This is a genomic window from Nocardioides zhouii (assembly GCF_004137345.1).
Taxonomy (GTDB): Bacteria; Actinomycetota; Actinomycetes; order Propionibacteriales; family Nocardioidaceae; genus Nocardioides; species Nocardioides zhouii.
Genome location: NZ_SDWV01000007.1, coordinates 80,167 through 93,611, shown reverse-complemented (window position 1 = coordinate 93,611; position 13,445 = coordinate 80,167). Strand labels below are relative to the sequence as shown.

Genomic DNA, 13,445 nt, shown 5'->3' with positions numbered 1-13,445 from the left:
TCGAGGACCGGCGCGGCGCCCGGCAGCGGCGAAGGTCCCGACATCGCCGGGACCAAGGTCTCGCCCCGTCGTACAGTCGCCGGCATGGCCAGCCCCCTCCGCCCCTCAGCCCTCCTGGCCACTGTCGGCGTACGCACCCGGGCGCGCGAGCGGTCGGACACGGTGTCCCTCCAACGGCCGAGCGGTCCGCCCGCGACGCGTACGGCGTTGGGCGAGGTCCGCGCCGCGCTCGACGCCGCCCGACTGGTGGGCGCCCTGCCGCGACTGGCAGCGGCGCCCCGCGGGGACGGCCACCTGGTCATCGACATCCCCGGGTGGAAGGCACCGGAGGTCTCGGGGGCACCGCTGCGGCAGTACCTCAGGCGCCTGGGGTACGACGCCCGCGGCTGGGGCTTCGGCACCAACACCGGCAGCACGCGCCGCGACATCGAGCGGCTGGCAGCACGGGTCGTGGAGCTGGCCGAGGAGACGGGCAGGCCCGCCTCGCTGGTCGGCTGGAGCCTCGGCGGCGTGGTCGCCCGCGAAGTGGCGCGGCTCCACCCGGAGGCCATCGACCGGGTGATCACGTACGGCACCCCGGTGGGCGGGCCGACGTACACGACGGTGGCGCGCGCCTACAACCGTGGGGCGGACGTCGACGGCCACCGCGAGAGCCGCCGCCTCGACGAGAGCAACCCGATCCGGGTGCCGCTCACGATCCTGTTCTCGCGCCGCGACGGGATCGTGTCGTGGCAGGCCTGCATCGACCACGCGAGCCCGCTGGCAGAGCACATCGAGATCTCCTCGACCCACCTCGGCATGGGGTTCGACCCCGACGTGTGGTCGATCGTGGCCGCCCGGCTCGCGGACCGGACCAGGTCGTCGTAGAGGTCCTCCCCATCGGGGAGTGCCGCGCTCACCGTGCGACGTCGCGACCCAGGACGACGTCGACGACGTGCTCGGCGATCGCCAGGCTCGAGGTGGCCGCCGGCGACGGCGCGTTGCGCAGCGCGGTGACCCGGTCGCGCGTGGTGATCCGGAAGTCGTCGACCAGTGCGCCGGACCGCTCCATCGCCTGGGCGCGGATGCCGCTCGGGCCGGCGACCACGTCCTCGAGCCGGAGCTCGGGCACGTAGCGGCGGGCCTCGGCGACGAAGCGCCGCCGGCTCAGCGAGCCCGCCACCTCTTTCACGCCGGTACGCCAGTGCTGGCGGGCGAAGCGGCGGAAGCCGTCGTACGCCACGACCTCGCGCAGGTCGCGCGCCGAGACCGTCCGCCAGTCGTAGCCCTCGCGGGCGAGTGCGAGGACGGCGTTGGGCCCGACCATCACCTCGCCGTCCACGCGAGGCGTCAGGTGCACGCCGAGGAACGGGTAGCGCGGGTCGGGGACGGGATAGACGAGACCGTTGACGAGGGAGCGACGCTCGGGGCGCAGCAGGAGGTACTCCCCGCGGAACGGCACGACCCGGGGCTCGCTCGTGTCGCCCGCCTGCTCGGCGGTGTGGTCGGCCCACAGCCCCGTGCAGAGCACCGCGCGGTCGAAGCGGTCCTCGACCGGCCCGCTGTCGGTCCGGCCGGTGAGCACCACGCCGGTGCCGTCCTGGCGGATGCCGGTGAGCTCGGTGGAGAGCCGGACGGTGCCGGCGTTCTCCTCGACGAGCTGCCCGAGGCGGCGCGTGACACCGGGGTAGTCGACGATCGCCGTGGACGGGGAGTGCAGACCGGCGATGCCCCGCACGTGCGGCTCGATCTCGCGCAGCTCGCCGCCGGAGAGGCGGCGGATGCCGGGCACGCCGTTGGCGTGGGCCTTGGCCTCGATGGCGTCCAGGCGCCCCTCCTCCACCTCGTCGAGCGCCACCAGCACCTTGCCGCAGGCGTCGTACGCGATGTCGTGCTCGTCGCAGAAGTCGCGGAGCAGGCCGACCCCGCGGCGGCACAGGGTCGCCTTGAGCGAGCCGGGCTCGTAGTAGAGGCCGGCGTGGACCACTCCGGAGTTGCGGCCGGTCTGGTGCGCGGCGAGGCGGTCCTCCTTCTCCCACACGGTCACGACCGCGTCGGGGTCGCTCACCTGCAGCCGGCGCGCAACGGCCGCACCGAGGATGCCGCCACCGACGACGGCGTACGACGAGCTCTTGCCGAGCGGGGTCATGGTCGTCCTCCCGTCAGCGTGGGCCCGAGCGTGGTTCGAGCGTACGACAGGCTCGCGAGCCCAGGCCCTACGGCTGCAGGACCAGCTTCCCGCCGGGGTGCTGCCCCATCAGCAGCTCGGTGGCCTCGAGCGCGTCGGCCAGGGCGTACGAGCGCGCCACGGGCACCACGAGCCGGCCGGAGGCCGCCCACTGCACGAGGTCGGCCCGCACCGACGCGCGGAAGGCCTTGCTGGCAGGCAGCGCGCCGGCGATGTGGGTGAACCCGTCCCTACGGGCACGGTCGGCGGCAGCGATCGTGACGATCCGCCCCCGGTCCGCGACCAGCGCGAGCGACACGTCGAGCGCCTCGTCCGTGCCAGCTCGCGCACCCGCTGCTCGAGCCCGGGGCCGTACGCCACCGGTACTCCACCGAAGCGGGCCACCACGTCGTGGCTCGCCGGGCTCGCCGTGCCGACCACCTGCGCGCCGATGAGGGCTGCCTGCTGGAGCACGCTCACCCCCACGGCACCGGACGCCCCGTGCACCAGGATCGTGTCGCCCGGACCCACGCCGGTCACGTGCAGCATCTCCGCCGCGGTGGTGCCGGCGAGCAGGAGGTTGGCGGCCTCGCCGAACGACAGTGAGGGCGGCTTCGCGAAGACGTCCGCCGCAGGGACGGTGACGTCGGTGGCCCAGCCCCCGCTGACCCGGAAGGCGAGGACCTCGTCACCCACCGCGACGGCACCCGACGCGATCTCGGTGTCCGGACCGACGGCGCTCACCACGCCGGCGACCTCGTACCCGATCCCCCGCGGGAAGTCCCCGGCGCCACTGGCCACGTGCTTGGCGTCGGCGGGGTTCATCCCGGCCGCGCGGACCGCGATGGTGACCTCGCCGTGCTGCGGCGCGGGGACGACGTACTCCTCGAAGGAGAAGACGTCGAGCCCGCCGGGCCTGGTCGCGATCCAGTGGTGAGCCATCTCCCGAACCTAGACGGGCACCCGTGGCATCAGCCGAGGGGCGGCAGCGTCACGACCTGGCCGGCGTAGCTCAGCCCGGCACCGAAGGCGATGAGGAGAGCGGTGTCTCCGGCGGACGCCTCGTCCTGCCGCAGCATCGCCTCCATCGCCAGCGGCACCGACGCGGCGGAGGTGTTGCCGGAGTCGATCACGTCGGTGGCGACGGCGACAGAGTCGGGCAGCTTGATGTTCTTGGCGAGCGTCTGGGTGATGCGCAGGTTTGCCTGGTGCGGGATGAAGGCGTCGAGGTCCTCGACCGCGACGCCGGCGAGGCGCAGCGCCTCGTGCGCGACCTCGGCCATCGCGAACGGAGCCCAGCGGAAGACGGCCGTGCCCTCCATCTGGACGACGGGGTGGTCGGCGTCGGAGTGGCTGCGCGTGCCCATGCAGCTCGGGGTCTGGGTGATGACGTGCGCCTGCGAACCGTCCGAGCCCCAGGCGGTCGGGCCGATGCCGGTGGCGTCCGACGGTCCCACCACGACCGCACCTGCGCCGTCGGCGAAGATGAAGGCGGTGCCGCGGTCGGTCGGGTCCATGAAGCGGCTGAGCTGCTCGACTCCGATCACGAGGACGTGCGACTCCGCACCCGAGCGCACCATCGAGGCCGCGAGGTTGAGGGCGTGGCAGAAGCCCGCGCAACCGGCGGAGATGTCGAAGGCCGCCGCGTTGATGCCGAGCGCGGTCGCGACCTGCGGCGCCGACGCGGGCGTGTGCTCGGGGTGCGTGGAGGTCGCGACGATGACGCAGCCGACCTGGTCGGCGCCGACGCCAGCTGCTGTGAGGGCCTTCTCGGCCGCGCTGGTCGACATCCCGATGAGCGTCTCGTCCTCGCCGGCGAAGCGCCGCGTCCGGATCCCCGAGCGGGTCTGGATCCACTCGTCGGAGGAGTCCAGCACCTCGCAGATCTCGTCGTTGGTCACGAGGCGCTCGGGCCGGTGGACCCCGAGGCCGAGCATCGCTGCGTGGGTGAGCTCGGTCGGCTGCTGGATGGTCATCCCGCGAGCATAGGCAGCCAACGGTGCCGGGTTAAGGGGCACCGTCCGGCTGGGTGTCCGGGAGGCCCGGATCCGGGATCACGCCCGGGTCGATCGGGTTCACCTGGGGATCTCCGGACGGGACGATCTCGGGGTCGGGGTTGGGCTCGAACGGCGTCGTGGTCATGCCTCAGTCGTACGCCGCCCTCGCCACGGTGGCAACGGCCGACCACCCCGAGTGAGGTGCTGCGTCGCTCGGGTCAGAGCGCGTGCTGAACGCGAGATCGCCCCGGGGTCAGCCCAGAAGTCGTACGGTCCGCTCGTCCTCCAGCCCGTCGAAGAAGCGGTCGAGGACCTCGGCGAAGACAGCCTCGTCCGGCGCGGCGCGACCGAACAACGTCATCGACGACCTGAGCTTCACCACGTCGATGGGGCCGAATACCTGCTCGGCCGACACGCCCTCGAGCGCGAGCAGCACCGCGCAGCACTCGCGCAGCCGCGGATCCAGCACGTCGTGGTCGAGATAGGCCCGCGCCTCGGCGAGGTCAGCGATGGCGAACGCCCGCGTCGTCAGGGTGAAGCCGAGGCCGGCGAGCTGCGGGAAGACGAACCAGATCCAGTGGCTGCGCTTGCGACCCGCGCGCAGCTCGCCCAGCGCGCGGTCGTACGTCCCGAGGGCGTCCTGGGCTGCCACGAAGCGCTGGAGGTCCACGGGACCAGTGTGCAGGCCCGACTACGGTGACGTCGTGCCCGACCTCCCCGCCCGCGCCGCTCAGCTCGGAGCCCTCGCCTTCCTGCTCCGGCCGACCTACATCGCCACCGAGGTCGTCACCGCCGCCGCGACGACGGGCGGCTACAGCTTCGTGTCCGACTCGGTGAGCAAGCTCGGCGAGGTCGGCTGCTCGGAGGCGTACTGCTCACCACGGCACGCAGTGATGAACGGCTCCTTCATGGGCTACGGCGTCCTGCTCGCCGGTGGCGCGCTGCTGCTCGCCCGACCGCTCGGCCCGTGGGTGACCGGCCTGCTCGTGGTGTCGGGCGTCAGCTCGTACGCCACGGGGCTGGCGCCGCTGGACCAGGACGCGACCCTCCACGCGATCGCCGCGACGCCACTGTTCGTCGCCCAGCCGCTGGCGCTGGTGCTGCTCGGGGTGAGGCTGCGTGAGGACCGGCCCCGGCTGGCGAGGGCGCTGCTCGCCACCGGCGCGGTCACGGCCGCTGCTGCGATCGGGTTCATCGTGTCCGGCGACCGGTCGTTCGAAGCCGGCGGTGCGCTCGAGCGGCTCGCGCTGTGGCCGGTCCTGTTCGGGCTGGCCGGCGTCGCGTGGGAGCACCGGCCGCGTCGGCGGGACGGTCAGCTCGGGCGCTGACGACGCTCCTGCACCTTGCGCACGGCGCTCTTGATCTTCGCCTGGTTGTGCGGCTTCCGGGCCTCGTCGTAGACCTTCTTGGCTACGGCGAACGCGCCCGCCTTCGTCATGATTCCCATGCTCACCACCCTGCCAGCGCCCACCAACCCGCTTCCGCGCCAAATGCTACGAAAGTCTCCCATCCGTGAGCCGCGTCACTCCGAACACCTCCTAGCCGTCGACACCCGGCGGCTTTGCCGATGAAGGGTTCGAACCCATGCGCCTCCCCAGTCTCCGCCCCTCCCCGTCCATGGCAGTGTCGATCATGGCCCTGGTCGTCGCCTCGACCGGCACGTCGTACGCCGCCGGCCTGATCGGCTCCGACGACGTCAAGAACAACTCGCTGCAGTCCTCGGACATCAAGGACAAGACCATCAAGGGCCGCGACATCAAGAACAACGTCATCGGCTCCAACAAGATCCGCAACGGCTCACTCAAGGAGCGCGACTTCAAGGCCGGAGTGCTCAAGTCCGGCCCCGCCGGCCCCGCTGGTCCGGCAGGTGTCGGGCGCTGGGCGCTCATCGACGCGAACGGCGCGATCGTGGCGCAGTCGGGTGGCTTCGAGGTCGAGTTTGCCTACCCGACTCTGCCCAACACGGCAGTGGGCGGGGCTCCCGACAACTCGTTGCGGGCCAGCGGCAACGTCTACATCGAGACCAACGAGGACCTGACGAACAACGGCATCATTGCGACCATTGCCCTGCAGAACTCGGTTGACCAGGACGGCGGCGGCATGGCCGGGCGGACCCCCCCGGGCTCGACTACCCCGCCGAACATGAACGCGGAGTTCTCCGGCGAGATCTCGGTCAGCCAGTGCGGCCTCCCGGGCACCACGTGTGCCCCTCCGGGGACCAACTTCCCTGAGTACGTCGTGGTGAGCCCTCGCAACAGTGACGGCAGCGTCACGCAGCCGGGCGTCCGCAAGAGGTTCTACGTCGTCATCACCGGCGACTCCAGCGACCGCAGCTGATCGCACCACCGGCCGGCGCCGTGCGGAGCGGTCACCTCCCGACCGCTCCGCATGGCGTCCTCGGCCTCCCGGCCCGGGCTGGGTGCGGCAGACTGAGCAGGTGACTGCGAAGATCTCCATCGCCGGCCTGGGCTACGTCGGCCTCTCCATGGCCGTGCTCCTGTCCCGGCACAACACCGTCGTCGGCCTCGACGTCGACGCCCCGCGGATCGACCGGCTTCGCCGTGGCGAGAGCCCGATCCACGACGACGACATCTCCCGGTTCCTCGCCGAGGAGGACCTCGACCTCGCCTTCACGACCGAGGCCGAGGAGGCGCACCGCGACGCCGACTTCGTGATCATCGCGACGCCCACCAACTACGACCCGGTGACGAACTACTTCGACACCCACTCCATCGAGTCGGTGATGCGCGATGTCATCCGCATCGCTCCCGACGCGACCATGGTCGTGAAGTCGACGGTGCCGGTGGGCTACATCGACGACGTGCGCACGCGGCTGGGCACCACCAACGTCATCTTCTCCCCCGAGTTCCTCCGCGAGGGCCGGGCGCTGCACGACAACCTGCACCCGGCCCGGATCGTCGTGGGCGACGACACCGAGCAGGCCCGGGCGTTCGCCGACCTGCTGGTCAAGGGCGCCGACGCGGACGACGTACCCGTTCTCTTCACCCAGCCGACCGAGGCCGAGGCGATCAAGCTGTTCGCCAACACCTACCTCGCGATGCGGGTCGCCTACTTCAACGAGCTCGACTCCTTCGCGCTCTCCCGCGGGCTCGACTCGCGCCAGATCATCGACGGCGTCGGGCTCGACCCGCGCATCGGCACCCACTACAACAACCCGTCGTTCGGCTACGGCGGCTACTGCCTGCCCAAGGACACCCGGCAGCTGCTGGCCAACTACTCCGACGTCCCGCAGACGCTGATCTCTGCGATCGTCGAGGCCAACACGACCCGCAAGGACTTCATCGCCTTCGACATCATCGACCGGAAGCCGGACGTCGTCGGCATCCACCGGCTGATCATGAAGGCCGGGTCGGACAACTTCCGCGAGTCCTCGGTGCAGGGGATCATGAAGCGGATCAAGGCCAAGGGCATCGAGGTCGTCGTCTACGAGCCCGAGCTCGGCGCCGACACCTGGTTCGGCTCGGAGGTCACCAGCGACCTCGCGTCGTTCAAGGAGCGCGTCGACCTGATCGTCGCCAACCGGATGGTCGACGAGCTGCGCGACGTGGCCGACAAGGTCTACACCCGCGACCTCTTCGGCGCCGACTGATCCCTCCTCGCTGGTCGAGTAGTCGAGCAGTCGAGCGAGGCGTCTCGAGAGCCCTCGCCCCGCCAGCCCCGTGCGACACACAGCTCGGCGGAGTCTTGCGCCCTTCGGCCGTTGCAACAGCCCACCCGCGCGGGAGTCACCGCCTAAGCGGGGACTCCGACAAGAGCAACGCCCTCAGCGGCGGCGGCCGAAGAGCCCCCGCTTGCCCTGGTCGCCGTCGTCAGCCTCGCTCGTGAGATCGACGCTCTCGCCGCCCTCGGAGGGGGGACCCTCAGCGCCGGGGGCCGAGATCGCGTCGGCCTTGCGCAGCGCCTTGACCATGCGTTGCTCGGACTTCTCGGTGTCCATCGGCGGGCGGGCGGGGAGGGTGAAGCGCTCGACCTCGCGCTCGCCCACTGGCACCCAGCCGACGGCCGTGGCGGCGTACGTCTTCGTGCCGAACGACTCCTCGAGGAGCACCTCGTGATCGTCTCCGGAATCAGCCACCCGCGCGACGCGGGCGAGGGCCGAGGTCCGCTCCAGGCGGGCGACCGCGCCCGAGTCGTACGACAGCAGGCGGGCGCCGTGGTGGGTGCGCTCGAGGTCGTCGAGGAGCGCCGGCAGCACGCCGCGCAGCGGGGCGAGAGTGACGTCGGGGAGGGTCAGCACGAACTCGGCGTCGCTCGGGCCGACGAGGGCCACGACCAGCCGTACGCGCGGCTCGTGGACGAAGGAGCGGTGCACCAGCCGGGTCTCGAGCACCGGGTCCTCGACCGGCTGGACGCGGTCCTCGTGGACCGAGCCCCACGGCCCGACGATCGTCACCCGCAGGTCGGGAACGTCGCCGTCGAGCAGCGCGTCGACGACCCGGATCGTCTCATCGGCCGGGCCGGCGGTCACGACCGCCTCGAGGTACGGCACCTGGTAGGTCCGCCCCCGCTTGTTGCGCTTCGGGCGCATCGTGGGCACGAGGTCGGCGAGGTAGGGGTCGTTGTAGCGGTTGACCTGCTCGGCACGGCGGAGCACCTGCGAGCGGCCGAGGTGCCAGCTGCGGGCCTCGCGGTCGACCACGAAGACGCCGCCGGCCTGGGCGAGCGAGTGGCCGAGGTGCATGTCCTCGCCGAGCCGCAGCGACCGGTCGAAGCCGTCGGAGTCGAAGTAGAGCGCCTTGGTCACCGAGCCGGTCATGCCGATGTGGAAGCGCTGCGCCCGCGGCCCGGCGGTGCGCAGGTCGTCGGTCCGGGCCCAATAGTCCTCGACCCACTGGTGCGGCTCGTGGTCCTGGCCGGGGAAGAGGTCGGCGGCCTCGCCCGCCGCCACCCGGTCGCGTACGACGGCAGGGTCGAGCCCGAGCAGTCCGGCGGGGTCGACGAAGTGCTTGTCGCCGCCCGGCACGGCGTAGTCGACGAGGTGGTGCCAGCGCGCGTGCGCCTCGACCTCCTCGCGGTAGGCGAGCATGTCGGCGTCGTACCAGTGCAGGACGTCGCCCTCGGCGGCGAGCGCGCCGAGGTGGCACGCGTTGGCGCGACCCCAGCCCTCCTCGACGCGGATCAGCCGGGTGTTGTCCGGACGGACCTCGGGCAGCTCCTGCACCGGGCTGCTCTGGTCGTCGACGACGAGCACCTCGAGCAGGTGGGCCGGGTAGGACTGGGCGGCGAGGCCGGCGAGCACGTACGGCAGGGTGTGCTGGTAGTTGAAGGTGGGCACCACGACCGTCACCCCGAGCGTCGGCTCCCACGCACCGAGGGTCGCGGGGACGAGCGATCCCCAGTCGTTGTGGCGCACCACGGGCTGCCGGGCCACCTAGGCACCCCCGTCCGTGTCGGGCAGGTCGAGCGGGTCGACCTCCATCGCCAGGCTCGGCTGGAACCCGGCCCACTCCGTGGCCACGATGTCAGGTCGGCGGAACTCCTCGTCGTCGCGCTGCCAGGTGTGTCCCTTGCCGGTGCGGCGCAGGATGTAGCCGAGGCCGTGGGTGCGGTAGATCCGGCCGCCGGCAGCCTCCACCCCCGCCAGCAGCTGGGCGTCGACGAACTTGCGCACCCGGCGGAAGTCGCCGAGCGAGCGGAGCAGTCCGCGGTCGAGCAGCAGCGTGCCGCCGGCGACGAAGCGGGCGAAGATCTCGGAGGGGTGGATCCGCCGCACCGTGAGGTCGGCGCGGTCCGCGTTGGCGTGCAGGTAGACGAACTCCGAGGGCATGCCCACCACGTCGGCGCCCGAGAATCGGCGCGCCATGAGGAGGTCGTGGACCGCGTCGGGTGAGTACCAGTCGTCGTCGTCGACCTTGAGCAGCACCTCACTCGACGCGGCGTGCGCGGCGGCGGTGAGCACGTCGCCGAAGAACTCCGACCCGTCAAAGGTCAGCACCCGGTGCGGCCGGTCGCCGAGAGCACGTCGTACGGCGTCGCGGTCGGGCTCGAAGCCGTGCGCGGCCAGCACCAGCTCGACCTCCGCGCCCCGCTGCCGGGCGATCTGCCGCAGGGCGAAGTCGAGCATCTCCGGGCGCTTCGTGGCCAGCAGCGCGCTGACCGGCGGGAGCGCGGTGTGGCGTACGCCGGCGCGCGTCGCGAGCGCCGAACGCCAGGCCAGCGTGGAGTGGTGGTCGAAGGCGGCGCGGCGCACGGCGAGGCTGTGCTCCTCGCGCCGCAGGGCGTCGTCGAGGTCGACCGCTGCGTCGAGCGCGGCCGCCACCGGCGGCGCCACGTCGACCACGCCCTCGGTCACGATCGGCACGCCCGACATGGCGAGGGCGAGCAGGTCGGCGGTGGGGGTGTCGGGGGTGAGTCGTACGCCCTGGAACCCGCGCGCCGCCTCGATGACGTCCTCGGTGACCGGCCCCTCACCGGACCCCTGGACCAGCCGGGACAGGTCGACGACCGGGTGGTCCCAGTCCTTGCGGAAGCCCATCGGGTTGAAGACGCGCTCGTCGACCGGCTCGGGTCCGGGGTCGGTGACGACCGTCGGCGCACGGTCGATGACGTGGTGCTCCGCGACGTCTCCGCCGCGGCGGGCGACGACCACGTCGGGCGGCACGTCGCGCTCGGCGTCACCGGCGCCGGCCACATCGGGCAGCAGCACGCTCCGGGCGTCGAGACCGGGAGCGGCCGGGCGGCCGGCGTACGCCACGACGACCCCGCCGTGCGTCGTGTCGCCGGGACCGGCGGCCTGCCGCGCCATCTCCATCACGACGAGCTGGGCGCGGGCGCCGGAGGCGAACCGGACAACCGTCAGGACCCCGCGGTCGCCGGCGGGCCGGGCCGCGAGGTGCGCGAGGGGCGGCCACTCGGGGCGCGGCACCAGCACCCACGGCGTGGGGGCGTCGGTGAGCCAGCAGGCCACCGCCTTGCACTGCCCGAGGAGGGGTACGGCGCTCGCCATCCGGCGCAGGCGGGACCGGTCGCCCGCCACCACGAGCACCGAGCCCCAGCCCTTGAGCGGTCCGGTGATCGAGGACAGCGTGACGACCTGCGGCTCGAGGCCCTCGACGTCCTCGATGCCGTGCAGCGCGTCGAGCGCGACGCTGTCGGAGTCGTCGACGAGCACGAGCGTCGGTCCGGGCATCCGGAGGTCGTGGAGGGGGTGCAGCGCCTGTCCGGGGATAGTGGGGCTCACGTCCGCACCCGCTCCTTCAACGAGGCGGGCAGCGAGTGCTGCACCAGCGGGCGGGGCTGGCGCCAGAGCCAGTCGCGGCTGACGTGGTCGATGATGTGCACTCCTTCGGGGGCGGTCACCTTCACGAGCCCGCCGAGCGCCTCGGGATCGCCGTTGCGGATCGCCTCGTCGACCTCGAACTCGCGCAGCTTGCGGTAGAGCCGGGTGTTGGTGAAGTCGACCCCGTCGCGCCGCCAGTGGGCGTACTCGTCGGCGTCGAGCCACTTCACCTCGACGCAGAGTCCTTGCTGCAGCACGATCCGCTCGACACCGGGCGGGAACTCCCGCAGCTCCCAGTCGAAGGCCTTGACGAAGGTGAAGTCGGGCCCCATCGGATAGACCCAGGGCTCGAGGAAGCGCAGCGACAGGTCGAGCCAGCCGGTCGACTCGTCGACGACGGTCAGCGGGTGGCGCGGCATCGCGACGATCGCGCGGGTCGACTGGAGCTGCCACGACAGGTCGCGCAGGATGCCGGCGCCCTCCGGCGTCAGCACCATGTCGCCGTCCCACTTCATCGAGTACGTCGTACGCACGTGGGAGAAGCACCAGTTGTAGAAGTGGGTCAGCGAGTGGACACTCGTGGCCGGGGTGGCGAGGTGCTCGCCGCCGGCGCGCGACACCGTGTGCGGGTAGACCAGCACGGTCAGCCGGTCGGCCGCACCGCACTGCTCCGCGACCCGCCTCGCCACGTCGGCGGTGCCGTCGTCGGAGCCGTTGTCGACCAGCAGGACGTGCTGGACGGCCGAGAAGATCGGCGGCAGCACCCACGGCAGGTTGCGTGCCTCGTTGCGGACCCGGAAGACGCACGTCAGCCCGGGCACCAGGGCCTCGCCGGAGGACCACGGCCAGGTCACGTCGTAGCCGGAATCCTGTTCCAGCGCGGCGATGTCGGGCATCAGGCCTGCCCTTGGCCCTGGCCCTCGGGGCGCTCGCGGCCCATGGCCCTGCGGAGCTTCTGGCGGGCGGCCGGCGGGACCATCGCGCGTACGGCGTGGGGCACCCGGTCGGCGGCACTGCGGCCCGACGACGCCTGGCCGGCCGCCTCGCGACGGGCCTCGGCGGCAGCCGTACGCCGCTGGGCCAGGACGGTCGAGTGGGCGAACGCCTCCGCGTCGGCGTACTGCCCGGCGTACGCGGTGCGGAGCCGGTCGCACCACTCCTGGTTCGTGGTGGAGTCGTCCGCGGCGAGGGCGCCGAGCGCCTGCCACGTCTCGTCGGCGAGCTCGCGGAGCCGGTCGGGGACGCCGATGTCGTCCCACGTCGCCGTCACGCGTCGCAGCGACGGGTCGATGAAGCGGTGCACCTCGGCGATGTCGACGGCCATCGCGGTCTTCACCCCGTTGAGGTCGAAGGACTCGCCGAGGGCGAACACCGGCTGGGTCCAGTCGTCGAGGAGGTCGCCGTAGTGCACGAAGGCGCGGTGCTGGCCACGGGTGGCGCGCTCGGTGTGGAGCATCATGTTGATCCACGCCGCCGTGCGGGTGACGGCGCCCTGGTCGGAGCCGGCGCCCATCTGGCCGTAGTACTTCTGCTTGGACCCGACCACCTCGGTCACCGGCCGCAGCATGGTGACGTAGGACGGCGTCGCGTCGCAGCGCTCGGCCGCCGCACGCCACAGGCCGAGGAACCAGGAGGCCCGCGGGTCCTTGATCACGAGCTCGTCAGCGACCTCGAACTGGCCCTCGAGCCAGGCGGCAACACGCTCCCGGGTCGCGTGGTCGCCGCTGGTGGTCCCGGTGTCCAGCCAGGCGCGCGGACGGGCGTCGGAGACCTGCACGTTGCTGCGCGCGAGGAGCTCGGCGTGGAGGTCGACCACCCAGCGCGGCTCACCGAAACCCTTGGGGTTCGTGGCGTCGGCGACGACCTCGGGCTGCGGCACGTGCAGGCCCAGCGCGCGCAGCGTCCCGGCCATCGTGCTCGTGCCGCTGCGGCCCGACCCGACGACGAAGACCACACGCCTAGAAGTCACGCTCCGCAGCCTATCGGTGGCCCTCGGGGCCGCCTCCGCCCCCAATACCTGAGGACGCCATGGACGGATCCGGAGCCTCCGGACGTAGGCCAC

The 13,445-nt window shown here is 72.2% G+C and carries 14 protein-coding genes and 1 pseudogene; 4 read left to right on the top strand and 11 right to left on the bottom strand.

The genetic code is table 11. From position 1 onward, the window contains the following. The first annotated feature begins 84 nt into the window (after positions 1-84). On the top strand, positions 85-867 hold the full coding sequence (locus EUA94_RS08830; protein WP_207210467.1) for an alpha/beta fold hydrolase: 783 nt from the start codon (positions 85-87) through the stop codon (positions 865-867). Positions 868-895: 28 nt separating this feature from the next. Here EUA94_RS08830 and lhgO read toward each other — a convergent pair whose 3' ends face one another. The 6 genes and pseudogenes from lhgO to EUA94_RS08810 all read right to left on the bottom strand — a co-directional run bounded on the left by lhgO (position 896) and on the right by EUA94_RS08810 (position 4,813). Next, the gene (gene lhgO / locus EUA94_RS08825; RefSeq protein ID WP_129426505.1) at positions 896-2,128 is read right to left on the bottom strand and encodes an L-2-hydroxyglutarate oxidase; all 1,233 of its coding nucleotides are present in this window, start codon (positions 2,126-2,128) and stop codon (positions 896-898) included. Positions 2,129-2,195: 67 nt separating this feature from the next. Continuing rightward, positions 2,196-2,465: a zinc-binding dehydrogenase gene (locus EUA94_RS22605; protein ID WP_242494755.1), complete on the bottom strand. Its 270-nt coding sequence runs from the start codon at positions 2,463-2,465 to the stop codon at positions 2,196-2,198. A gap of 350 nt (positions 2,466-2,815) precedes the next feature. Continuing rightward, a pseudogene (locus tag EUA94_RS23120) lies at positions 2,816-2,971 on the bottom strand (alcohol dehydrogenase catalytic domain-containing protein); the annotation flags it as partial. Positions 2,972-3,117: 146 nt separating this feature from the next. Continuing rightward, complete coding sequence (locus EUA94_RS08815; protein ID WP_129426504.1) at positions 3,118-4,122, bottom strand: beta-ketoacyl-ACP synthase III; 1,005 nt, start codon at positions 4,120-4,122, stop codon at positions 3,118-3,120. 31 nt (positions 4,123-4,153) lie between these two features. Next, positions 4,154-4,288 (bottom strand): hypothetical protein, encoded by a 135-nt coding sequence (locus EUA94_RS22915; RefSeq protein WP_277986095.1) that lies wholly within the window; start codon positions 4,286-4,288, stop codon positions 4,154-4,156. A 108-nt stretch (positions 4,289-4,396) separates the two neighbouring features. Further along, positions 4,397-4,813: a DUF1810 domain-containing protein gene (locus tag EUA94_RS08810; protein ID WP_129426503.1), complete on the bottom strand. Its 417-nt coding sequence runs from the start codon at positions 4,811-4,813 to the stop codon at positions 4,397-4,399. Between the two features lie 34 nt (positions 4,814-4,847). Here EUA94_RS08810 and EUA94_RS08805 point away from each other — a divergent pair, with 34 nt between their 5' ends. Then, the gene (locus tag EUA94_RS08805) at positions 4,848-5,471 is read left to right on the top strand and encodes a DUF998 domain-containing protein (protein WP_165356844.1); all 624 of its coding nucleotides are present in this window, start codon (positions 4,848-4,850) and stop codon (positions 5,469-5,471) included. Here EUA94_RS08805 and EUA94_RS22910 read toward each other — a convergent pair. After that, positions 5,456-5,590 carry a hypothetical protein gene (locus tag EUA94_RS22910; RefSeq protein WP_277986094.1) on the bottom strand — a complete coding sequence of 45 codons (135 nt, stop codon included), beginning with the start codon at positions 5,588-5,590 and terminating at the stop codon, positions 5,456-5,458. The two genes, EUA94_RS08805 and EUA94_RS22910, sit on opposite strands and share 16 nt — an antisense overlap. Before the next feature lie 137 nt (positions 5,591-5,727). Here EUA94_RS22910 and EUA94_RS08800 point away from each other — a divergent pair, with 137 nt between their 5' ends. Next, a complete protein-coding gene (locus EUA94_RS08800; protein WP_129426501.1) occupies positions 5,728-6,480 on the top strand; it encodes a hypothetical protein in 753 nt (250 codons plus the stop codon). A gap of 100 nt (positions 6,481-6,580) precedes the next feature. Continuing rightward, positions 6,581-7,753, top strand: a complete 1,173-nt coding sequence (locus EUA94_RS08795; RefSeq protein ID WP_129426500.1) for a nucleotide sugar dehydrogenase — start codon at positions 6,581-6,583, stop codon at positions 7,751-7,753. 174 nt (positions 7,754-7,927) lie between these two features. On the opposite strand, the gene EUA94_RS08790 is transcribed toward EUA94_RS08795, so the two are convergent. From EUA94_RS08790 to EUA94_RS08775, 4 genes are read right to left on the bottom strand one after another with little or no spacing between them, the layout of a single operon-like run. Beyond that, positions 7,928-9,535 (bottom strand): glycosyltransferase, encoded by a 1,608-nt coding sequence (locus EUA94_RS08790; RefSeq protein WP_129426499.1) that lies wholly within the window; start codon positions 9,533-9,535, stop codon positions 7,928-7,930. Further along, positions 9,536-11,344, bottom strand: coding sequence for a glycosyltransferase family A protein (locus EUA94_RS08785; protein WP_129426498.1), 1,809 nt, complete (start codon positions 11,342-11,344; stop codon positions 9,536-9,538). Next, positions 11,341-12,279 carry a glycosyltransferase family 2 protein gene (locus tag EUA94_RS08780; protein WP_129426497.1) on the bottom strand — a complete coding sequence of 313 codons (939 nt, stop codon included), beginning with the start codon at positions 12,277-12,279 and terminating at the stop codon, positions 11,341-11,343. The genes EUA94_RS08785 and EUA94_RS08780 overlap by 4 nt, the downstream gene beginning before the upstream one ends. Next, positions 12,279-13,352: a sulfotransferase family protein gene (locus EUA94_RS08775; RefSeq protein ID WP_242494754.1), complete on the bottom strand. Its 1,074-nt coding sequence runs from the start codon at positions 13,350-13,352 to the stop codon at positions 12,279-12,281. The genes EUA94_RS08780 and EUA94_RS08775 overlap by 1 nt, the downstream gene beginning before the upstream one ends. Positions 13,353-13,445: the final 93 nt, after the last annotated feature.

What these genes read in the sequence shown, in the direction of transcription:
- EUA94_RS08830 (WP_207210467.1), top strand. Translation starts at nt 85, where the DNA reads ATGGCCAGCCCCCTCCGCCCCTCAGCCCTCCTGGCCACTGTCGGCGTA.
- lhgO (WP_129426505.1), bottom strand. Translation starts at nt 2,128, where the DNA reads ATGACCCCGCTCGGCAAGAGCTCGTCGTACGCCGTCGTCGGTGGCGGC.
- EUA94_RS08800 (WP_129426501.1), top strand. Translation starts at nt 5,728, where the DNA reads ATGCGCCTCCCCAGTCTCCGCCCCTCCCCGTCCATGGCAGTGTCGATC.
- EUA94_RS08815 (WP_129426504.1), bottom strand. Translation starts at nt 4,122, where the DNA reads ATGACCATCCAGCAGCCGACCGAGCTCACCCACGCAGCGATGCTCGGC.
- EUA94_RS22910 (WP_277986094.1), bottom strand. Translation starts at nt 5,590, where the DNA reads ATGGGAATCATGACGAAGGCGGGCGCGTTCGCCGTAGCCAAGAAGGTC.
- EUA94_RS08780 (WP_129426497.1), bottom strand. Translation starts at nt 12,279, where the DNA reads ATGCCCGACATCGCCGCGCTGGAACAGGATTCCGGCTACGACGTGACC.
- EUA94_RS22915 (WP_277986095.1), bottom strand. Translation starts at nt 4,288, where the DNA reads ATGACCACGACGCCGTTCGAGCCCAACCCCGACCCCGAGATCGTCCCG.